Here is a 20,456-nt window from a genome sequence, read left to right as displayed (position 1 = left end):
GTCAATAATCCAATCCCGCCCAACCCAAGTCGGGCAAAAAAACCAGCGTCTCAGCCAATTTTCAGAGATTTTCAAGAGCGAAGGACTTCGTCGCTAGCAGCGCCGCCGCCCTCGTCAGTGAGCGGATGTATAGATTCGCTTCTCCAACCAGTCAACAGGCTGGTTTCACAAAAGTGCAAAAAAGTCGCCAACTGATTGATAATACGCGATTATTTTCTGGAGGCCCGTCTGGGGGTAACAAATGAGACTATCTGTGTCGGCATTTCTGCCCGCGTGAGCGTCCATCTCCTGCGCTTTCCTGCGGTCTTGCGCGTTTGCAAGCCATGCCGGCCTTGCTAGGGTCTGCCTCTCATTACCGGAGTCGACCCCTGATGCTCATTCTCGACCAGATCCAGACCAGCCGCTGCCTCGACTGGGACGCACTCATCACCGCATTGGCCGCCATGTTCCAGGGCGACTGTGTCATGCCCGTTCGCCACCATCATACTGTCAGCGTGCCCGGAGAGGCCGATGCGACACTCCTGCTGATGCCGGCCTGGCAACCTGGTCACTATATAGGTGTGAAGCTGGTCTCGGTGTTTCCCGACAATGCGACGCGGTCCCTGCCCGCCATCCATGGCAGCTATCTGCTTTCTTCCGGACAGACGGGCGAATTGCTCGCCGTCATCGACGGCGGGGAACTGACCGCCCGGCGGACAGCCGCCGCATCGGCACTCGCCGCGCGGCATCTCGCCCGAAAGGACGCATCGAACCTGCTCGTCGTCGGGACAGGTCGGCTTTGCGTCAATCTGGTGGAAGCTCATAGCCGTGTTCGACCGATCAGCCAGGTCTCCGTCTGGGGACGCGACAAGGAGAAGGCTGAACGGTCGGCAGCCGATGCCCGCGCGCTCGGTTACGCGGTCAAGGTTGTCAGCGATCTCGAAGCCGCCACGCGGGAAGCCGACATCATCTCCTGTGCGACGCTGTCGCGCGGTCCGCTGATCAGAGGCGAATGGCTGAAGCCCGGGAGCCACCTCGACCTGATCGGCGCCTTTACCAAAGAGATGCGCGAGAGCGACGACGAAGCCGTGCGACGGGCTCGTGTCTTTGTCGATACGCGCGCAGGCGCATTTGCAGAAGCCGGCGACATCCTGCAGCCGATCGCTTCCGGCATCATCTCGCGCGATCATGTGCAGGCGGAGCTGGCGGAACTCGTGCGGGGCGCCGAAGGGCGCACGAGCCCGGACGAGATCACCCTGTTCAAATCCGTCGGGGCAGCACTCGAAGATCTCGCCGGGGCTATCCTTGCCTATCAAACCGCCATGCGGGACAGCGCCGGATCGTGACCCTTCCTGCACTTCCCCTTCTTCCGGTCACGGACAAACTCGGGCCTCTTGCCGCGGCGCTCGAGGCTGGCAATCGTGCCGTGCTCTCGGCGCCTCCGGGCGCGGGCAAGACGACACTCGTTCCTCTGCACCTTCTGAAGCAGGCGTGGCGTGGCGACGGGCGCATCATAATGCTCGAACCGCGGAGACTTGCGGCCAGGGCTGCGGCATCACGCATGGCCTCGCTGCTCGGAGAGACGGTCGGGGAAACAGTCGGCTATCGCATGCGGCTCGACAACAGGATCAGCGGTCGGACACGGATCGAGGTGGTGACCGAAGGCGTCTTCGTCCGGATGATCCTCGACGACCCGGAACTGCGCGGCGCCGCGGCCGTGATCTTCGACGAGTTTCACGAGCGCTCTCTGGACGCCGATCTCGGCCTTGCACTCGCGCTCGACGCCCAATCGGCGCTCCGACCGGATCTTCGGCTCGTCGTGATGTCGGCGACGCTCGATGTCGATCGTATCGCGTCTCTGCTTTGTGAGCCGCCGGTGATCATCAGCGACGGGCGAAGCTATCCTGTAGAGATACGCCATCGCGACAGGCCCGGCGACGAACGTGTCGAAGATGCCGTGGCCGCGACGGTGCTCAAGACGCTCGCCGAAGAGACAGGGTCGATCCTCGCCTTCCTGCCGGGCCAGGCGGAAATCCGGCGGGTGGCCGAACGGCTCGAGGGAAAGATCGCGACCGATGTCATGATTGCTCCGCTCTACGGATTGCTCAGCCAGGCCGAACAGGACGCCGCGATCCGGCCCGCAAGGGCTGGCACGCGCAAGGTGGTCCTATCCACATCGATCGCGGAAACTTCGATCACCATCGATGGTGTGCGCGTGGTGATCGACAGCGGCTTGCAGCGGCTTCCCGTCTACGAGCCGTCGACGGGCATCACCCGGCTGGAGACGGCTCGCGTTTCGCGGGCATCCGCAGACCAGCGTGCAGGACGCGCCGGCAGAACGGAACCGGGTATTGCGATCCGGCTCTGGCACGCAGGACAGACGGCGGCGCTTCCCGCCTTCACGCCGCCGGAAATCCTCTCGAGTGATCTCTCCGGTCTCGCGCTGGACATGGCGCATTGGGGTGTTGCCGACCCAGGCCAGCTCCTGTTGCTCGACATGCCGCCCGAGGCGGCGCTCAAAGAGGCCCGGCAGCTCCTGGTGGGGCTCGGCGCGCTGGACGAGTCCATCCAGCTGACGGCCAAGGGTCGCCGCATGCGCAATTTCGGCCTGCCGCCGCGGCTCGCGGCCATGGTGCTCGGCGCTTCCGAACACGGCCAGGGACGGGCCGCCGCGGAACTGGCAGTGCTTCTCACCGAACAGGGGCTGGGGGGGAGCGATCTCGATCTCGACGAAAGATTGCGGCAGTTTCGCCGGGACAGGGGAGACCGGGCGCGCAACGCCCGCAATCTGGCCCAACGTCTTGCGGCGGGATTTGCCGATCACACGGATGATGCGACGGATGTGCCGACAAGTTCGGCCGGTGCACTCCTGATCCATGCCTTTCCGGACCGGATTGCACGGCAGCGTGGCGGACGCGGCCGTTTCGTCATGGCCAATGGGCGTGGTGCCGAGATCGGGGCCAGCGAGAGACTGGCGGGCGCCGAACTGCTGGTCATTGCCGATCTCACCGGAAAAGCCGCACAGGCGCGCGTGCTCGCGGCTGCCGAGATCACGCGCAGCGATATCGAACTGTTCACCCCGCATGCCATCCAGACCGCCGATGAAAGCGGATTCGATCCGGCGAGCCGGCAGGTGCGCGCGAGGCGGGTGACGCGACTGGGCGCGATTGTCTTTGACGAACAACCCCTCGCCAAGCCCAAGGGAGACGAGGCCGCCAGGGCGCTTGCCGACGGGGTCCGGATGGTCGGCCTCGCCGCACTGCCTTTCTCCAAGGCGGCTGAACAGCTCCGCCAGCGCCTGGGCTTCCTGTATCGCAGCCTCGGCGAGGCCTGGCCGGATACCAGCGACGAGGGTCTTCTGGCGCGGCTCGACGCGTGGTTCGTTCCCTTTCAATCCGGGGTAACGCGCTTTCCGGAGGTGACTGCCGGCAGCCTGCATGACGGTCTCATGGCGCTGGTGCCCGGGGGATCGCAGCGGGAGCTCGACAGGCTCGTGCCGACGCACTTCACGGCCCCGACAGGACAGTCGCACCCGATCCGCTATGATGGCGAAGAACCTGTCCTCCAGATCAGGGTGCAGGAGCTCTTCGGGTTGAAGTCGCATCCGACAATCGGCGGCGGCAAATTGCCACTGCTTCTGGAGTTGACCTCGCCTGCGCATCGACCCATTCAGACCACGCGGGATCTCCCGGGCTTCTGGGCCGGATCCTGGAAGGATGTGCGCGCCGAAATGCGGGGTCGCTATCCGAAACATCCCTGGCCGGAGGAACCTGCTTCTGCGCAGCCCACGGCACGAGCGAAACCCCGCGGGACCTGAGGACGCGGCAAGGAAGGCAATGGAAATGAGCATGGATCTTGCCGCCAAATTCGGTCCCAGCAGCCGGCGTCTTCGGCTCGAAACGCTGGTGAAGTTGCGCTGGGTCGCCGTCGCCGGCCAATTGCTGACCATCCTGATCGTGGCGCTGTGGTTCGATTTCACATTGCCGCTGATGACGTGCCTCGGCCTGATCGCGGCGCTCGCGGCCGCCAATTCGGCGCTCTCCGTCGCTTTTCCGTCGACCTATCGTCTGGAGCCGGCGGCGGCCTTTGCAGTGCTGGCGCTCGATCTCTTCCAGATGGGGGCGCTGCTCTTCATTACCGGTGGCCTGAACAATCCCTTCGCGCCGCTGATCTGCATTCCGGTCATCATTTCCTTCGCGTCACAGCCGAGCCGTCATTCGATTGCCCTCTTCATCACGGCGCTCGCCTTCATCACGCTTCTCGCCTTCACCCCCTATCCCCTCCCCTGGTTCGAAGGCCGGACACTCGAAGTGCATCCGCTGTTGCAGCTGGGCATGTGGAGTTCCATCGTGTCGATGACGGCCTTCGCCGCCTTCTATGCCTATCGCGTTTCGCAGGAGGCGAGCCTGCTCGCAGACGCCCTGACGGCGACAGAACTGATCCTTCAGCGTGAAAAACACCTGCATCAACTGGATGGGCTCGCCGCCGCCGCCGCCCATGAACTCGGTACGCCACTGGCGACGATCAGCGTGGTCGCCAAGGAAATGGAACGGGATCTGGGCCAGGACGAGCGGTACCGGGAGGACGTGCAGCTGCTGCGCAGTCAGAGCGAACGCTGCCGCGACATTCTGCGACGCCTGACGTCCCTGGCCTCGGACGGGGAGGCACATATGCGCGCGCTTCCCCTGTCATCGATGATCGAAGAGGTGATCGCCCCGCACCGGGAATTCGGCGTGAAGGTCGAACTGGTCGAGCTTTCCGAACGCGCGCGTGAGCCCATCGGGACCCGCAACCCCGCCATTCTCTATGGTCTCGGAAACCTGCTCGAAAACGCCGTGGATTATGCGCGTTCCAACGTGACGGTCAGTGTCGAACATACGGCAAGCGATGTGACTGTCACGATCGAGGATGATGGGGCCGGATTCTCCGCAGGGGTCTTGCAAAGAATTGGTGAGCCCTATGTTACCAGCAGGCAGAGCGACACCCGTGCCGGTGGCCTCGGGCTCGGATTGTTCATCGCAAAGACTTTGCTCGAACGGTCCGGTGGCACTCTCCGGTTCGAAAACCGCAGTCCCGAGGGTTCCGGGGCGCGCGTCGTGGTCAACTGGCCGCGCGAATACATGGAATTGAACACGTCGTTATGACTTTGCCTGTGGGGGCTTTGCCCGCATAAGGTAGACAGCGCAGTTTTTCGAACAGTCGCAGGAACAAGACAATGGCAGACGCAGCATCACAGGTGGCAAAACTCACCGCTGGCACGCAAGCAGCGGGCAATGGCGATCTTGGTCCTGATCCATCACTCCTGATCGTCGATGACGACGCACCGTTTCTGCGCCGTCTGGCGCGCGCCATGGAAAGTCGTGGCTTCGTGGTCGAGTTGGCCGGTTCTGTCGCCGAGGGAATCGCCAAAGCCAAGGAAGCCGCTCCGAGCTATGCGGTCGTTGATCTGCGGCTCGGTGACGGCACCGGGCTTGACGTGATCGAAGCGATCCGGGAACGCCGCTCCGATACCCGCATCATCGTCTTGACCGGTTATGGCAATATCGCGACGGCGGTCACTGCCGTCAAACTCGGGGCGCTCGACTATCTCGCCAAGCCTGCCGATGCAGACGATGTCTATCTGGCGCTGACGCAGCGGCCCGGGGAAAAGGCCGAGATCCCCGAGAACCCGATGTCTGCCGACCGCATCCGCTGGGAACACATCCAGCGCGTCTATGAAAGCTGCGAGCGGAACGTGTCGGAGACGGCGCGGCGTCTGAACATGCATCGCCGCACATTGCAGCGCATACTGGCGAAGCGGGCACCGAAATAATTCAGCCCGAGGTGAGCTGGGCCGCCCATTCGGCAGCGAGAAGCCTCTGTGCGGCTGCCCTCGAGAAATCCAGGGTCACTGATTTTCGCGTTGCGGGGGCGAGCCGATGTTCTGGTGCTTCCCTCAGCATATGGCCCGAGTATCCGTCCGACAGGAACAGGCCACAGTCTTCGGGGAAGATTTCCAGAGGCACGCCGGCATGCGTGGCGAAGAAGAGGCGGTCGCAGTAGCGGCGATAGTCGGGCCACTTCCTGTCGACGCGAAAGTCCTCGATCGAGGACTTGATCTCGATGATCCAGATCTCTCCCTTGTCCGACAGAGCGATCAGGTCGGCCCGCCGTCCGTTGGACAGCGTCAACTCCGGCAAGATGGCGAAGCGCATATCGGCCAGAAGGATCTGTACGCCGCGTCGAATCATCATCGCACGGTCGGACTGTCGTCCATCGATTAAGGGGTTGTTTACCGCGATAGAGACTAAGGTCATGGATAACTCCGCTCCGCGTGCTCAAGTCTGTTGCAAAAAAGCAATGCGGAGTCATTTTGCATCGCCGAAAACAATCGGCGGAAGTACGGCACTTGCGTTGCCGAGGTTAATCCAAAATAAACCATAATCAATGATGGTCACAAGACCATCTCCCCGCCATCACCCACGAGCTTTCTCATGCGCTTCCGCAATATACTGACCGCGCTCGGCCTGGTTACGTCTCTAGGCCTCGCGGGCTGCACGACGACGACCGGCGACAAAACCGAAGTCGCCGAAACCACGAAAGTCCAGATCTTCAGCGATTCCTACGGCTCCGTGACGGATGCAGGTTACGCCCTGCCCGCCATTCCGATCCAGAAGGTCGACAAGAAGTTTCATCGACAAATTGTCGATTATGCGACCACCGAAAAACCCGGCACTGTCGTCGTGAACACGCGCGAGCGCTTCCTCTATTACATCATGCCGCGTGGCAAGGCCGTTCGTTACGGTATCGGCGTCGGCAAGCAGGGGTTTGCCTGGCAGGGTGAAGCCTATATCGCCTGGAAGCAGGCCTGGCCGACTTGGCACCCGCCGAAGGAAATGGCCGAGCGCAAGCCTGAGGTCGCCAAATATGTCGAGAAGGGCATGGATCCCGGCCTGCGAAACCCGCTTGGGGCGCGCGCCATGTATCTCTTCAACGAGAAGGGCCAGGACACGCTGTTCCGCCTTCACGGCACGCCGGAATGGGCCTCTATCGGAACAGCGGCATCCTCGGGCTGCATTCGCATGATGAACCAGGACGTGATCGACCTTTATAACCGGGTGAAGCCGGGCCGTAATTCCAAGGTTGTCGTCCAGCAATAGACTGCTGGCATATGGATTGACAAAAAGACCCGCCGGAGCGATCCGGCGGGTCTTCTCGTTTCAGGTCTGCATCACGGATTGCCGCCGCTTCAGGCGGCAGCTTTCGCCTTGAGTTCGATGCGGCGGCGATGGAGGACCGGCTCGGTGTAACCGTTCGGCTGCTCCCGGCCCTTCAGGACGAGCTCAAGCGCCGCATGGAATGCGATCGAACCGTCATAGTCGCCGGCCATCGGCGTATAGGCTGCGTCGCCGGCATTCTGTCCATCAACGACGACGGCCATGCGCTTCATCGTCTCCACAACCTGTGCTTCCGTGACGACACCATGATGGAGCCAATTGGCCATATGCTGGGCCGAGATCCGCAGCGTGGCGCGATCTTCCATCAGCCCGACATTGTTGATGTCAGGGACTTTGGAGCAGCCGACGCCCTGATCGATCCAGCGCACGACATAGCCAAGGATGCCCTGGGCATTGTTGTCGAGTTCGCGCTGGATCTCCTCCGGCGTCCAATTGGGACGGGTTGCAACCGGAACCGAGAGAATATCGGCCAGTTTTGCGCGCGGCCGGGACGTCAAACTCTTCTGCACGTCGGCGACGTTGACGCTGTGATAATGAGTAGCATGCAGTGTCGCTGCGGTCGGTGACGGGACCCAGGCCGTGTTTGCGCCTGCCTTCGGATGAGCGATCTTCTGCTCCAGCATGGCTGCCATCAGGTCCGGCATGGCCCACATGCCCTTGCCGATCTGGGCGTGTCCGGACAGGCCGCATTCGAGGCCGATATCGACGTTCCAGTTTTCATAGGCCGATATCCAGGCTGCCTGCTTCATGTCGCCCTTGCGGATCATCGGTCCGGCTTCCATCGAGGTGTGGATTTCGTCACCGGTACGATCCAGGAACCCGGTGTTGATGAAGACGACACGGTCACGGGCGGCGCGAATGCACTCCTTCAGATTGACGGTGGTGCGGCGCTCCTCGTCCATGATGCCCATCTTGATGGTATTGGGCGCCATGCCGACGAGTTCTTCGACCGCCGAGAAGATCTCGCAAGCGAAGGCGACCTCTTCAGGCCCATGCATCTTCGGCTTGACGACATACATGGAGCCAGCGCGAGAGTTTTTGCGGCGGCCGTTCGGGCCGATGTCATGCAGCGCGATCAGGGCCGTGACGGCCGCATCCATGATGCCTTCAGGCACCTCGTTTCCATCGCCGTCGGTGATCGCCGGATTCGTCATGAGGTGGCCGACATTGCGGATCAGCATCAGCGACCGGCCGGGCAAACTGATGGAAGCACCATCCGGGCCCGTCAGCGTGACGTCGGCGTTCAGCGCGCGGGTGAAGGTCTTGCCGCCCTTCGAGACATCTTCCGTCAGATCGCCCTTCATCAGGCCGAGCCAATTCGAATAGATGACGACCTTGTCTTCCGCGTCGACGGCTGCGACTGAATCCTCACAGTCCATGATGGTCGTGATTGCCGATTCCAGGCGGCAGTCATTGATGCCGGCGGGATCGCTTTTGCCGATGACACCGGTCTTGTCGACGAGGATCTCGACATGAAGGGCGTTCTTGCGCAGGAAAATACTGGAAGGCGCGGAGGTCTCGCCGAGATATCCGGCAAATTGGGACGGATCGGCAAGGCCGGTCATGCCCCCATCTTCGAGACGAACCGAAAGCGCGCCGTTCTCGATCGAGAGCGTGGCGACCTTGTCCCAGGCGCCGGCCGCGAGCGGTGCGGAACGATCGAGGAAGCTGCGGACCCAGGCGATGACCTTGCCCCCACGGACGGGATTGTAGCCCTTGCCCTTCTCCGCACCCTCCGTGTCGGGAATGGCATCCGTGCCATAGAGGGCGTCGTACAGGGATCCCCAGCGAGCGTTGGCGGCATTCAGGGCATAGCGGGCGTTCATGACGGGGACGACAAGCTGCGGGCCGGCCGTGGTCGAGATTTCCGGGTCGACATTGGCCGTCGCAATCTTGAAGTCGGGCCCCTCGGGCAGGAGATAGCCGATCTCCCGCAGGAATTCCTCATAGGCGGCGAGATCGGACGGCGCACCGTTCTGGCGGTACCAGGCGTCGATCTGCGCCTGCAAAGCATCCCGCTTTGCAAGCAGCACCCGATTCTTCGGTGCGAGTTCGTGAACGATCTTCGAGAGGCCGGCGAAGAATGAGTCGGCCTCAACCTGCGTTCCAGGGATCGCCTGGGAAACGATGAAATCGTGCAGGCGCCTGTCGATCGAAAGTCCATGGGTTACAACTGATGTCATGACGTCACTCCTCGCACTCATGTCGCTGTGGCTTACAGCATCCCCGAAACGCATTTGCAGTCAATCTGGCATAAATTAGAAATATTCTTTCCAAATTGGAAAGTCAGCTACGGGCCGTTCTCGGCCGGCCCGTAGCCGTTGCCGTGACGCGCGCTTCCACCAGCTTGCGCCGCCCCTCGATTTCCGGGGCGTCGTGCTCTTCCTTGAGGAGCAGCACGACATCGATTGCGCCACTCGCCTCAGCCCTTGCACGCGCGAGTCCGGTTGCACGGTGGCGCGCGGCGACAAGGGCCTTTTCCTCGTCTGCGACGCGCTCGCTATCGCCGCCGCCGGTGATGATGAAGAGCCCTTCCTCCGGCGAGGTCACCGTCACAGCGACGCTGCTGCGCACCTGTCCGACCACAGCGCCCACGGCGTTGGCCACATCGGCATCTCCGGGCACGGCGAAATCGGAGGCCAGCATTTCGGCGATTGCCGGATAGTAGACGCCAGCGGACGCACCGAGGCCGATCAGCGGACGATCGAGGGAAAGGCTGAAACGAGCAATGCCCGACTGGCGCCGGAGGGCGCGGTCTATCAGTACGGATTTCGCAGGCTCGACGTCTGCGAGCCCATCTTCGGCAAGGGCCGCCGAGAGAATGACCTCCGCAGACTGGCGCGTCAGGCGGTCGACGATGAGCTGAGAAAGGACTTCAGCTGATTTGGCAATCGGTTGCCCCGCTCCATCTTTCTGGCGGATCGCCAGCAGCATGCCAAGTTCGGCGGCCTCACGGTTCCATTGGCCCTGACGCCCGAGGACATGCATGGCATCCGAGGGTGTAAGCCCGCAAATATGGACGAGGCCGCGCGCGACGAGCCGATCGAGTGTTGCCTTCTGCTGGGTGAAGCTGATCAGCTGGTCGAGCGGCAGCGGGACAGCGCCGATCTTCTGGAACAGCGCTGCCTCCTGTGGCTGGAGGCCGGCTGCGAGGTGATCGGGCACGCCGGTGCGCACGGCGAATCGCCCGTCATGCCGACCGAGATGCGGCGCGCGAAGCTGGCGCTCGAGCACGTCGGTGATGGCCGTTCCGTGCAGGGCTGCCGCGAGGCTCAAGGGAACGAGGCGCCGCGGGCCAAGCTCGATTTTCGCCGCGAGACCTCGGTCATCGAAACGGACTTCCGAATCGCCACCGAGGCCGAAAGTCCGCATGGCCACAGCTTCCACCATGGTCCTGTAACCACCGACCACCGCACCGTCCTGATCGAGGCTCGGTTGGCCCGCCTCCATAACGGCGACATCGGTGGTGGTGCCGCCGATATCGGACACAACGGCATCGTCGAGGCCGGTCAGGTGGCGAGCGCCCACAAGGCTTGCGGCAGGACCAGAAAGAATTGTCTCGATCGGTCGGAGGCGGGCTTCGCCAGCGGAAATCAGCGCACCATCGCCGCGCACGACCATCAGGGGTGCGTGAATTCCACGATCCAGAAGGTAACGCTCGGCCGAGCCAATCAACCGGTCGATCATGGCAACGAGACGGGCATTGAGAAGCGTGGTCAGCGCCCGGCGCGGCCCCCCGAGCTTCGAAGAGAGCTCGTGGCTGCAGGTCACCGGCAGGCCGGAATGGCGGCGGATAATGTCACGCGCCCTTTGTTCGTGCGCCGGATTGCGAACGGCGAAATAGCCGGCGATCGCAAAGGAGGAAACATTGGCCGAGAGTTCGGGAAGGGCGGCCTCCAGGGCAGCGGCATCAAAGGGCGTTTCATTGCCATGGACATCGTGGCCGCCGGCAATGAAAAGCACCGGATCATTGCCGAGCGCATCGGCCAGACCGTCGCGCTTCAGATCTTCCGGCCCGAAGCCGATCATGATCAGGCCGGCGCGACCACCCTGCCCCTCCACCAGAGCGTTTGTTGCGAGTGTCGTCGAGAGTGAAACCAGACCGATGGAAGTCGGATCAATCGCCGATTCGGACAGGACGCTTTCGAGTGCGCCCGATATGCCGATCGACAGGTCGTGGCGGGTGGTCAGAGACTTCGCCTTGGCGACAATCCCATGCTCCTCGCTGTAGATCACGGCGTCGGTATAGGTGCCGCCGGTATCGATGCCCAGCATGTAATCGGATGTCACGCAGTCTTCCCCATAGTGCCCGCCGGTATGGCGCCGCATCCCTTATGGCACAGGCCTCGGTTCGATTTCCAGCGAAGGAGCGGCAGGATGACGCCGCATTACGGCTTGCGCGGGATGATCCGCATCGGAAGCCCGCCGGCCGGCTGGGTGGTGAGCTTCTGCACGGGCCATGGATTCGTCTGCGACGTTGTCTCGAAGCGGAAACGGTGCATGAGAACGGCGAGCGCAATGACTGCCTCCTGCAGCGCGAAGGTGGCTCCAATGCAGACGCGCGGCCCTGCCCCGAAAGGCAGATACTGAAAGCGGCCGATCTTTTCCCGCTCCCCGGGCAAGAAGCGCGACGGATCAAAGAGCCTTGGCTTGTCCCAGTAGAGCTCATGGCGATGCAGCGTCCAGGGCATGACCAGGACCGTCGTCCCCTTGGCAATCTCCACGACTTCACCGTTGGGCGCCGTATATCGATCGTCGGCAATGGCGTCGCGGTTGATAGAGGGTGCAGGCGGATAGAGCCGCATGGCTTCCTCGAAAGAGGCCCGCACATGCGGCATCTGGTCGAGCCACTCCACCGGATCGACGCCGGATGCAGTGACGGTATCGATCTCACGCTCCATCGCCTCCCGGACGTCAGGGCAATGCGCTACGCAATAGAGTGTCCAGGCCAGGGCGCGCGCCGTGGTCTCGTGGCCAGCCCCTATAAAGGTCAGGATATTGTCTTCGATTTCCTCAGAGGTCAGGCCGTCGGGCCGCTCAAGTTCAAGCAGGAGCGTCAGGAAATCATCCGGTGCCTTTTCGCGCTCCGTTCTGATGATCGCACGACGATGATCCATCGTCCGGCGCACCAGCTCGCGAAACTTGCGAAGCACACCGAGACCCCGAATGCGGGTCAGACGCGGGATCCACTTGGGTGCCTTCAGCAGGTCCAGGGGGTCGATCCGCCCCATGCTGTGCAGCAGATCGTCGACATCCCTGGCGAAATCGCCCTGCTCGGAGACGATGCCGCCCGAGAACAGGCATTCGGAGAGGATTGCATAGGTGAGTTCAGTCATGTCGACAGCGACGTCACGAACAACACCTTGCCCATCCGATTGATACCGATCGAGGAAAAGCTCACTCTGTTCGCGCATCTGGCGTGCGAAGCCGCGCGCGTGGCGCGGGGTGAAGACGGGAGCCATAGCCTTGCGGGAACGCCTCCAGACAGGTCCCTCGGCCGTCAGCAGACCATCGCGCAAAATGGGTCTGAGCACGAGCTGGCGGATCTCGGACATTTCGTAGTTCGACGCATTGTCGACCAGCACATGCCGGATCAGGCCGGGATCATTGGCGATAATGGTAGTCTGGCCAAAGAAACGGGTGACAATCCACGGCCAGGTGTAGGACGGCGTGCCCCAGAGTTCGAGCGGATTGCGCAGCACAGTTCGGATGATTTCGAGCCGGCTGGGCGGGACCGTGCGCGGCACAGGTGCCGGCGGCTCAAAGGTCGATTTCCGCACACTGGCGTCCATGTCATGCTCCTTCGAGGGCTTAGACGCCCCCTCAGGAGTTAGAGCAGAGCCTCAAGCTCGTCCAGCCGATCGTTGATCAGCCAGCCATAATAGTTTTCCTCCGGCCAGTTGGCCGAACCACCCGCCCGCCGGGATGCAAGCGCCTGTGCACGCTGCTGCGAGCCACCAATGTTGAAAAGCGTGGCCGTGATGCCGGGGTTCCCGGAGATGTCGACATCCGCGATCTGACGGTAATCATCGATGGACTTGCGGATCACGGCAGCCATGAAGGCGAGTGAAATATCCGGATCCATGATCGCCTTGTAAACGTCTGCTGCATCATCTTCGTCCAGCTTCCGATAGCCGGATTTTTCATGCACCAGATCCGACAGCATCAACGCCGTCAGCGGATTGATCTGACCCAGACCGAAAGTCTGGCCGGCATAGAAGGGCTGGAAGAAGACGGCGCTGAAGCGATTGTTGGGATAGGACACACCGCTTACCGACTTTCCACGAAAGCTGTCCTCCCAGACATTCTCCCGGCAGGTCCACAGGCGATAGGAATCCGAAAAGCCGTTGCATTCAGCAAATTCCGACCGGCTGACGAAGTCGGAAATGCTTTCGTCCTTGTAGCCAAATCGGAAGGTGTTGCCAGCATAGGAAGCCGCCTTCACATAGTAGCTCTGCAGGCTGTCATAGGCGTCGACATTATAGGTATGTTCACCCACGATCGCCCCGACCATGTGAATGGGCGCAATACCGTATGCGGAGGCGGTCTTCTTGATCTTCCCAACGAGCGCGGAGTCCGTGCGCAGGAGATCCCGGACCTTTTCATACTTCACGTCGAAACTGGTCTTGCCGGCCTTGGTGCGTCGTACCGAGGCGCCCGGGATGGCCGGCTGCTCTGCATTGCGATTGCCCGAAGGCACCTTGTCGGCAGCGAAGGTCACTGCGGGAGCGAGCCCGGACAGCCCCAATGCGACGACGATGATCCTGGTAATGTTCAGCACGATGCGCGGCCCCTCGGACATTTGTCCTTGAACGGATTGGCGACGCATGGTGGCCGACACCCGACAGCGGCACTCCTTACATAAGGCCTGCCTGTATTGTCGATACGGGACGCTTTCACTTTCCCGGCACGTCCGGGGTGAAAGCGACCCATAGATGCACAAAGATCACAGGATAAAGCGGCTCAAGTCCGTGTTGGCAGCGAGATCGCCAACATGCTGCTGAACATAGGCCGAGTCGATCATGACAGCCGAACCGCCCCGATCCGGTGCATGGAACGAAATCTCGTCGAGAACACGCTCCATAACCGTCTGCAGGCGGCGGGCGCCGATGTTTTCGACCGTTTCATTGAGCTGGACTGCCACATCTGCAAGTGCATCGATTGCGTCTTCGGTGAAATCGAGGTTCAGCTCTTCGGTCGCCATCAGCGCTTTATATTGGCGGATCAGACTTGCTTCGGTTTCGGTCAGGATGCGGCGAAAATCTTCCTTTGTCAGCGGCTTCAGCTCGACCCGGATCGGCAGACGGCCTTGCAGTTCCGGCAAGAGGTCCGACGGTTTGGAGACGTGGAATGCGCCCGACGCGATGAAAAGGATGTGATCGGTCTTCACCGGTCCATACTTGGTCGCAACCGTCGTGCCTTCGACGAGCGGCAGCAGATCACGCTGCACGCCTTCACGCGATACGCCGGCGCCCATTGCGCCCTCCCGGGCGGCGATCTTGTCGATTTCGTCGAGGAAAACGATGCCGTCATTCTCGACAGCCCGCATCGCTTCGCGCTGGATAACTTCGTTGTCGATCAGCTTGTCCGATTCGTCACGGATCAGGTCGCCATACGACGCCTTGACCGTGGTCCGCACCTTCTTGGTGCGGTTGCCCATGGCCTTGCCGAACATTTCGGACAGGTTGAGGATGCCGATATTCGCACCCGGCATGCCGGGGACCTCGAAACCGGGCGCGCCGGAGCCGCTGTCGGCGACCTCGATGTCGATTTCCTTGTCGTCCAGTTCGCCACTGCGCAACTTCTTACGGAAACTGTCACGAGTGGCCGGTGATGCAGTCGCTCCCACCAGAGCGTCGAGCACGCGCTCTTCGGCCAGCTGATGCGCCTTGGCCTGGACTTCCTGCCGCTTCTTGTCACGGACGAGCGCGATGCCGATCTCCACCAGATCACGAATGATCTGCTCGACATCGCGGCCGACATAGCCGACTTCGGTGAACTTGGTGGCCTCGACCTTTATGAACGGGGCGCCTGCGAGCTTGGCCAGGCGACGGGAGATCTCCGTCTTGCCGACACCGGTCGGTCCGATCATCAGGATATTCTTCGGCATGACCTCGTCGCGGAGATCTTCCGAGAGCTGCTGACGACGCCAGCGGTTGCGCAACGCGATCGCGACGGCACGCTTGGCGTCATGCTGGCCAATGATGTGGCGGTCGAGCTCGGAGACGATCTCGCGCGGGGAGAAATTGGTCATTCAGGGTGCTCCTCACGATGCTGCAGAGCCGCGCATCGTCGCTTGCAGTGGGGTTTCCGGTAGTGGTCAGACGGCGTCCAGGGTTTCAACCACCATGTTGTTGTTGGTGTAGACGCAAATCTCGCCGGCGATGGTGAGTGCGCGTGTCGCGATGTCTTCCGCCGAGCGGTCGCTGTCCATCAGGGCGCGTGCGGCGGCAAACGCGAAGTTTCCCCCGGAGCCGATTGCAATCGTACCATGTTCTGGCTCCAGGACGTCGCCGTTGCCAGTGATTGCGAGCGTGATCGACTTGTCGGCGACCAGCATCATGGCCTCAAGATTGCGCAGATATTTGTCGGTGCGCCAGTCCTTGGCGAGCTCGACGGCGGCGCGCATCAATTGGCCGGGATACTGCTCGAGTTTCTTTTCGAGACGATCGAGAAGGGTGAAGGCATCGGCCGTCGCGCCGGCGAAACCGGCGATCACCTCGCCGCCCTTGCCGATACGGCGGACCTTGCGGGCATTGCCCTTCATAACGGTCTGGCCGAGGCTCACCTGGCCGTCACCCGCCATCACCACCTTGCCGTCCTTGCGTACGGTAATAATCGTTGTCATCAGTCACCTGTCACCCGCCCTGGCGGGCCTTGTGGAACGGGCTTTAAGCCCGGGTTTGTCGGTTCCTATGTAAGTGGGCTTTCAACGATTGCAATCTGCTGCAAAAGCTCCAGCGCCGCCTTGCGGCAGCGCAATGTAACTTCTGGATATTTCACCGCCCTGCTGTTATGGGAGGGCCGAGATCCTCATGGAGCAGCCAAATGGCAGAGCGTAAAGGCGAAGTTTCCCGCAAGACCAACGAAACCTCGGTCTCGGTTTCCGTCCATATCGACGGCACCGGAACGGGCAAGATTTCGACGGGCGTGGGCTTCTTCGACCATATGCTCGACCAGCTCTGCCGCCACTCGCTGATCGACATGGTCATCGACGTGACGGGTGACCTGCATATCGACGATCATCACACGGTCGAGGACACGGGCATCGCGCTCGGCCAGGCGATTTCGAAGGCACTGGGCGACCGCAAGGGCATCACACGTTATGCCTCAATCGACCTTGCCATGGACGAGACCATGACCAAGGCGGCCATCGATGTCTCCGGCCGGCCGTTCCTGGTCTGGAATGTCGATTTCAGCGCGCCGAAGATCGGCACATTCGACACCGAACTGGTGCGCGAATTCTTCCAGGCATTCGCCCAGAACGCCGGGATCACGCTGCATGTGCTGAACCATTATGGCGCGAACAATCACCATATCGCCGAGACCTGCTTCAAGGCGGTCGCGCGTGCCCTTCGGTCGGCAACCGAAGTCGACCCGCGGCAGGCAAACCGTATCCCCTCCACCAAGGGCACCCTGGTTTAAGGGGTATCTTCCCCGAGGGAAGCTGCCACCTTGCTCCGGTTCGCACGTTGAACCCGAACCGTCGAGCAGAAAGGACTGGAAGACATGCGTGTAGCTATCATCGACTACGGCTCGGGCAATCTGCGCTCGGCCACAAAAGCCTTTGAACGGGCCGCCCGCGAGGCTGGCCTCGACGCCGAGATCGAGCTTACGGACAAGGCCGAACGCGTTGCCACCGCCGACCGGATCGTGCTTCCGGGTGTCGGTGCCTATGCCGATTGTCGGCAGGGTCTCGATGCCGTACCCGGCATGCATGACGCCATCGCTGAAGTTGTCGAGGCAAAGGGACGCCCCTTCTTCGGTATCTGCGTCGGCATGCAGCTCATGTCCTCGCGCGGGCTCGAGAAGACAGTGACCAACGGCTTCGGCTGGATCGAAGGGGATGTCGTTGAAATGACGCCGTCCGATCCTTCTCTCAAGATCCCCCAGATCGGCTGGAATACGCTGACGCTCAATCGTCCGCATCCGCTATTCCAGGGCATTCCCACCGGGCCGGACGGGCTGCATGCCTATTTCGTGCATTCATACCATCTCGCCGCGCACAAACCCGAGGATGTGATCGCAACGACCGATTACGGTGGTGCCATGACCGCCTTTGTCGGGCGCGACAATATGGTGGGTGCGCAATTCCATCCCGAGAAGAGCCAGGCACTCGGCCTGAAGCTCATCGCCAATTTTCTGACCTGGACGCCCTGAAGGGCACGGATACTCCCATGATCCTCTTTCCCGCCATCGACCTCAAGGACGGCCAGTGTGTTCGCCTCAAGCTGGGCGACATGGAGCAGGCTACTGTCTACAATCCCGACCCGGCAGCCCAGGCGCGTGCCTTCGAGGACCAGGGCTTCGAATGGCTGCATGTCGTCGATCTCAACGGCGCCTTTGCCGGTGAAAGCGTCAATGGCGCTGCCGTCGATGCGATCCTCAAGGCAACCACGAATCCGGTGCAGCTGGGCGGCGGCATCCGCACGATCGACCATATCGAAAGCTGGCTGGCGCGCGGGTTGTCGCGCGTGATCCTGGGTACGGTGGCCGTGCGTGATCCGGCTCTCGTCATCGAAGCCTGCAAACGCTTCCCCGGACAGGTTGCGGTCGGCATCGACGCCAAGGGTGGCAAGGTTGCTGTCGAGGGCTGGGCCGAGGCATCCGAACTCGGGGTGATCGAACTTGCAGAGCGTTTCGAAGGCGCTGGCGTCGCGGCGATCATCTATACCGACATCGACCGTGACGGGATCCTGACCGGGATCAACTGGGCCTCGACACTTGAACTCGCCGCTGCCGTTTCGATCCCCGTGATTGCGTCCGGCGGCCTCGCCTCGATCGAAGACATCAAGCGCATGCTTGAGCCGGATGCGAGAAAGCTCGAAGGTGCGATTTCGGGCCGCGCGCTCTATGATGGGCGTATCGACCCCGCAGAGGCACTTGATCTGATCAAGGCTGCGAGAGGCTGAGGACAAGACCATGACACTCAAGGCCCGTGTGATCCCCTGCCTCGACGTCAAGGACGGCCGTGTCGTCAAGGGCGTCAATTTCGTCGATCTCATCGATGCCGGTGATCCGGTCCAGGCGGCCAAGGCCTATGACGCTGCCGGCGCCGACGAACTCTGCTTCCTCGACATCACCGCGTCTTCCGACAACCGCGACACGATCTTCGACGTGGTTGCCCAGACGGCGGACCATTGCTTCATGCCGTTGACCGTTGGTGGTGGCGTCCGCGCCGTTGCCGACATCCGCAAGCTCCTGCTTTGCGGCGCCGACAAGGTTTCGATCAATTCGGCAGCGGTGAAAAACCCCGATTTCGTCGCGGAAGCCGCCGACAAGTTCGGCAACCAGTGTATCGTCGTGTCGATCGATGCAAAGAAGGTTTCTGCAGCCGGCGAAGCGGATCGCTGGGAGATCTTCACCCATGGCGGACGCCAGCCGACCGGGATTGATGCGGTCGAATTCGCGTTGAAGATGGTTGAGCGTGGAGCCGGCGAACTGCTGGTCACATCCATGGACCGGGACGGGACTAAAAGCGGTTACGATATCGGCCTCACCCGCACGATCGCCGACAGTGTTCGCGTGCCCGTCATCGCGTCCGGTGGCGTCGGCAATCTCGATGATCTGGTCGCCGGCATCCGCGATGGTCATGCAACTGCGGTGCTTGCAGCCTCGATCTTCCATTTCGGCACCCATTCGATTGCGGAGGCCAAGGCCCACATGGCCGCAGCCGGAATCGCCATGCGTCTCGACTGACGCGGAAAGGCCCGCCATGACCACATTTACACTCGCCGATCTGGAAACGATCGTTGCCCGCCGCGCGGAAGCCGACCCGGGCGAATCCTGGACGGCGAAACTCGTGGCAGGCGGCCAAGGCAAGGCAGCCAAGAAGCTCGGTGAAGAGGCGATCGAGACTGTGATGGCTGCGGTCAGGCAAGACCGCGAAAACCTCGTCTATGAGAGCGCGGACTTGCTCTATCACCTGATGGTCGTATTGAAAATTGCGGACATCCCTTTACAAGCAGTAATGCAGGAACTTGAGCGCCGGACCGCTCAGACGGGCCTGAGCGAAAAGGCCAGTCGGCAGGATCCATGACGGTAGCTATGCGGGACCCCGAAACGCCAGACGTCCTCGATCATTTCCAGGCGAACGGCTATTCTCCCTATCACTTCTTCGGTTCCGAGGAATGGGCGCATTTCCGGGCTGACACCCCATTGACGCTGACAGCTGACGAAGTCCATCGCCTGCGCTCGATCGACGACCCGATCGATCTCGATGAAGTCAGGCGAATTTATCTCTCTCTGTCGCGTCTTCTCTCTTCGCACGTGGAATCCTCGCAGTTGCTGTTCGAGCAGCGCAACCGCTTTCTAAGCCTGTCGGATGTCTTCAAGACACCCTTCGTTATTGGAATCGCCGGATCCGTGGCCGTCGGCAAGTCAACGACCGCGCGTGTGCTGCAAGAGCTTCTTGCTCGCTGGCCGTCCAGCCCGAAGGTCGACCTCGTCACCACCGACGGTTTTCTCTATCCCAACGCTCATCTGGTGAAGAACGGTATCCTGAACCGCAAGGGTTTTCCGGAAAGCTACGATGTCGGCGCGCTGCTGCGCTTCCTGTCTGCCATCAAGGCCGGATTGCCCAACGTCAAGGCGCCCAGCTATTCGCACCTCACCTATGACGTGCTTCCGAACGAGCATCGGGTGATCGATCGTCCCGATATCCTGATCTTCGAGGGCATTAACGTCCTTCAGTCGCGCAACCTTCCGGCCGACGGCAAGATCGTGCCAATGGTCTCTGACTTCTTCGATTTTTCGATCTATATCGACGCCGATGAGAACGCGACACACCGCTGGTATGTCGATCGCTTCATGAAATTGCGTCAAACCGCATTCCGCGATCCCAACTCCTACTTCCATCGTTATGCGACGATCAGCGAGGAAGAGGCCAACGAGATCGCCGAGGGGCTCTGGACGAACATCAACCTGAAGAACCTTCGGGAGAATATCTTGCCCACCCGTCCACGCGCGGATCTGATTCTCCGCAAGGGCGCCAATCATCTCGTCGAGACGGTAGCGCTCCGAAAACTGTAGGCGATCGAT

At 61.6% G+C, this 20,456-nt stretch carries 18 protein-coding genes; 11 read left to right on the top strand and 7 right to left on the bottom strand.

Going from position 1 to position 20,456, the window contains the following annotated elements; genetic code table 11:
* Positions 1–371: 371 nt before the first annotated feature.
* From LJE98_RS11625 to LJE98_RS11610, 4 genes are all read left to right on the top strand, one after another.
* Entirely contained in the window at positions 372–1,325 is a 954-nt protein-coding gene (locus LJE98_RS11625) for an ornithine cyclodeaminase family protein (protein ID WP_229575369.1), read from the top strand.
* Entirely contained in the window at positions 1,322–3,796 is a 2,475-nt protein-coding gene (gene hrpB, locus LJE98_RS11620) for an ATP-dependent helicase HrpB (RefSeq protein ID WP_229575368.1), read from the top strand. The genes LJE98_RS11625 and hrpB overlap by 4 nt, the downstream gene beginning before the upstream one ends.
* Positions 3,797–3,821: 25 nt before the next feature.
* Positions 3,822–5,123: an ActS/PrrB/RegB family redox-sensitive histidine kinase gene (locus tag LJE98_RS11615; RefSeq protein ID WP_229575367.1), complete on the top strand. Its 1,302-nt coding sequence runs from the start codon at positions 3,822–3,824 to the stop codon at positions 5,121–5,123.
* A 71-nt stretch (positions 5,124–5,194) separates the two neighbouring features.
* Positions 5,195–5,791 (top strand): ActR/PrrA/RegA family redox response regulator transcription factor, encoded by a 597-nt coding sequence (locus tag LJE98_RS11610; protein WP_229575366.1) that lies wholly within the window; start codon positions 5,195–5,197, stop codon positions 5,789–5,791.
* 1 nt (position 5,792) lies between these two features.
* Here the strand turns inward: LJE98_RS11610 and LJE98_RS11605 are convergent, their stop codons facing one another.
* Positions 5,793–6,275: an MmcB family DNA repair protein gene (locus tag LJE98_RS11605; protein WP_229575365.1), complete on the bottom strand. Its 483-nt coding sequence runs from the start codon at positions 6,273–6,275 to the stop codon at positions 5,793–5,795.
* A 177-nt stretch (positions 6,276–6,452) separates the two neighbouring features.
* Here LJE98_RS11605 and LJE98_RS11600 point away from each other — a divergent pair, with 177 nt between their 5' ends.
* Positions 6,453–7,118, top strand: coding sequence for a L,D-transpeptidase (locus LJE98_RS11600; RefSeq protein WP_229575364.1), 666 nt, complete (start codon positions 6,453–6,455; stop codon positions 7,116–7,118).
* Between the two features lie 89 nt (positions 7,119–7,207).
* Here the strand turns inward: LJE98_RS11600 and LJE98_RS11595 are convergent, their stop codons facing one another.
* The 6 genes from LJE98_RS11595 to hslV all read right to left on the bottom strand — a co-directional run bounded on the left by LJE98_RS11595 (position 7,208) and on the right by hslV (position 16,044).
* On the bottom strand, positions 7,208–9,379 hold the full coding sequence (locus LJE98_RS11595; RefSeq protein WP_229575363.1) for a malate synthase G: 2,172 nt from the start codon (positions 9,377–9,379) through the stop codon (positions 7,208–7,210).
* 103 nt (positions 9,380–9,482) lie between these two features.
* On the bottom strand, positions 9,483–11,486 hold the full coding sequence (locus tag LJE98_RS11590) for a hydantoinase/oxoprolinase family protein (RefSeq protein WP_229575362.1): 2,004 nt from the start codon (positions 11,484–11,486) through the stop codon (positions 9,483–9,485).
* Between the two features lie 98 nt (positions 11,487–11,584).
* On the bottom strand, positions 11,585–12,988 hold the full coding sequence (locus tag LJE98_RS11585; protein WP_229575361.1) for a cytochrome P450: 1,404 nt from the start codon (positions 12,986–12,988) through the stop codon (positions 11,585–11,587).
* 38 nt (positions 12,989–13,026) lie between these two features.
* Complete coding sequence (locus LJE98_RS11580; RefSeq protein ID WP_229575360.1) at positions 13,027–13,998, bottom strand: DUF1402 family protein; 972 nt, start codon at positions 13,996–13,998, stop codon at positions 13,027–13,029.
* Between the two features lie 144 nt (positions 13,999–14,142).
* The gene (gene hslU, locus LJE98_RS11575) at positions 14,143–15,450 is read right to left on the bottom strand and encodes an ATP-dependent protease ATPase subunit HslU (RefSeq protein WP_229575359.1); all 1,308 of its coding nucleotides are present in this window, start codon (positions 15,448–15,450) and stop codon (positions 14,143–14,145) included.
* Between the two features lie 66 nt (positions 15,451–15,516).
* Positions 15,517–16,044, bottom strand: coding sequence for an ATP-dependent protease subunit HslV (hslV, locus tag LJE98_RS11570; protein ID WP_229575358.1), 528 nt, complete (start codon positions 16,042–16,044; stop codon positions 15,517–15,519).
* Between the two features lie 200 nt (positions 16,045–16,244).
* Between hslV and hisB the strand changes: the two genes are divergently transcribed.
* The 6 genes from hisB to coaA all read left to right on the top strand — a co-directional run bounded on the left by hisB (position 16,245) and on the right by coaA (position 20,447).
* A complete protein-coding gene (hisB, locus tag LJE98_RS11565) occupies positions 16,245–16,841 on the top strand; it encodes an imidazoleglycerol-phosphate dehydratase HisB (RefSeq protein ID WP_229575357.1) in 597 nt (198 codons plus the stop codon).
* An 84-nt stretch (positions 16,842–16,925) separates the two neighbouring features.
* Positions 16,926–17,576 (top strand): imidazole glycerol phosphate synthase subunit HisH, encoded by a 651-nt coding sequence (gene hisH / locus LJE98_RS11560; RefSeq protein WP_229575356.1) that lies wholly within the window; start codon positions 16,926–16,928, stop codon positions 17,574–17,576.
* A gap of 17 nt (positions 17,577–17,593) precedes the next feature.
* A complete protein-coding gene (gene hisA / locus LJE98_RS11555; protein ID WP_229575355.1) occupies positions 17,594–18,328 on the top strand; it encodes a 1-(5-phosphoribosyl)-5-[(5-phosphoribosylamino)methylideneamino]imidazole-4-carboxamide isomerase in 735 nt (244 codons plus the stop codon).
* Positions 18,329–18,338: 10 nt separating this feature from the next.
* Positions 18,339–19,115, top strand: a complete 777-nt coding sequence (hisF, locus tag LJE98_RS11550) for an imidazole glycerol phosphate synthase subunit HisF (RefSeq protein WP_229575354.1) — start codon at positions 18,339–18,341, stop codon at positions 19,113–19,115.
* Between the two features lie 16 nt (positions 19,116–19,131).
* The gene (locus tag LJE98_RS11545) at positions 19,132–19,455 is read left to right on the top strand and encodes a phosphoribosyl-ATP diphosphatase (protein WP_229575353.1); all 324 of its coding nucleotides are present in this window, start codon (positions 19,132–19,134) and stop codon (positions 19,453–19,455) included.
* Complete coding sequence (coaA, locus tag LJE98_RS11540; RefSeq protein WP_229575352.1) at positions 19,452–20,447, top strand: type I pantothenate kinase; 996 nt, start codon at positions 19,452–19,454, stop codon at positions 20,445–20,447. Before LJE98_RS11545 ends, coaA begins: the two co-directional genes overlap by 4 nt.
* The last annotated feature ends 9 nt before the right edge of the window (positions 20,448–20,456 follow it).

The sequence above is a fragment of the Rhizobium sp. 'Codium 1' genome (assembly GCF_020889605.1).
GTDB classification, from domain to species: Bacteria; Pseudomonadota; Alphaproteobacteria; order Rhizobiales; family Rhizobiaceae; genus Allorhizobium; species Allorhizobium algae.
Note: the sequence above shows the minus strand (reverse complement) of the source record. Positions and strands in the feature narration are given on the sequence as shown.

What these genes read in the sequence shown, in the direction of transcription:
- LJE98_RS11610 (WP_229575366.1), top strand. Translation starts at nt 5,195, where the DNA reads ATGGCAGACGCAGCATCACAGGTGGCAAAACTCACCGCTGGCACGCAA.
- hisH (WP_229575356.1), top strand. Translation starts at nt 16,926, where the DNA reads ATGCGTGTAGCTATCATCGACTACGGCTCGGGCAATCTGCGCTCGGCC.
- LJE98_RS11615 (WP_229575367.1), top strand. Translation starts at nt 3,822, where the DNA reads ATGAGCATGGATCTTGCCGCCAAATTCGGTCCCAGCAGCCGGCGTCTT.
- LJE98_RS11600 (WP_229575364.1), top strand. Translation starts at nt 6,453, where the DNA reads ATGCGCTTCCGCAATATACTGACCGCGCTCGGCCTGGTTACGTCTCTA.
- hisF (WP_229575354.1), top strand. Translation starts at nt 18,339, where the DNA reads ATGACACTCAAGGCCCGTGTGATCCCCTGCCTCGACGTCAAGGACGGC.
- hisB (WP_229575357.1), top strand. Translation starts at nt 16,245, where the DNA reads ATGGCAGAGCGTAAAGGCGAAGTTTCCCGCAAGACCAACGAAACCTCG.
- LJE98_RS11580 (WP_229575360.1), bottom strand. Translation starts at nt 13,998, where the DNA reads ATGTCCGAGGGGCCGCGCATCGTGCTGAACATTACCAGGATCATCGTC.
- LJE98_RS11595 (WP_229575363.1), bottom strand. Translation starts at nt 9,379, where the DNA reads ATGACATCAGTTGTAACCCATGGACTTTCGATCGACAGGCGCCTGCAC.
- LJE98_RS11625 (WP_229575369.1), top strand. Translation starts at nt 372, where the DNA reads ATGCTCATTCTCGACCAGATCCAGACCAGCCGCTGCCTCGACTGGGAC.
- coaA (WP_229575352.1), top strand. Translation starts at nt 19,452, where the DNA reads ATGACGGTAGCTATGCGGGACCCCGAAACGCCAGACGTCCTCGATCAT.
- hisA (WP_229575355.1), top strand. Translation starts at nt 17,594, where the DNA reads ATGATCCTCTTTCCCGCCATCGACCTCAAGGACGGCCAGTGTGTTCGC.
- hslV (WP_229575358.1), bottom strand. Translation starts at nt 16,044, where the DNA reads ATGACAACGATTATTACCGTACGCAAGGACGGCAAGGTGGTGATGGCG.
- LJE98_RS11545 (WP_229575353.1), top strand. Translation starts at nt 19,132, where the DNA reads ATGACCACATTTACACTCGCCGATCTGGAAACGATCGTTGCCCGCCGC.
- LJE98_RS11605 (WP_229575365.1), bottom strand. Translation starts at nt 6,275, where the DNA reads ATGACCTTAGTCTCTATCGCGGTAAACAACCCCTTAATCGATGGACGA.
- LJE98_RS11585 (WP_229575361.1), bottom strand. Translation starts at nt 12,988, where the DNA reads ATGGACGCCAGTGTGCGGAAATCGACCTTTGAGCCGCCGGCACCTGTG.
- hslU (WP_229575359.1), bottom strand. Translation starts at nt 15,450, where the DNA reads ATGACCAATTTCTCCCCGCGCGAGATCGTCTCCGAGCTCGACCGCCAC.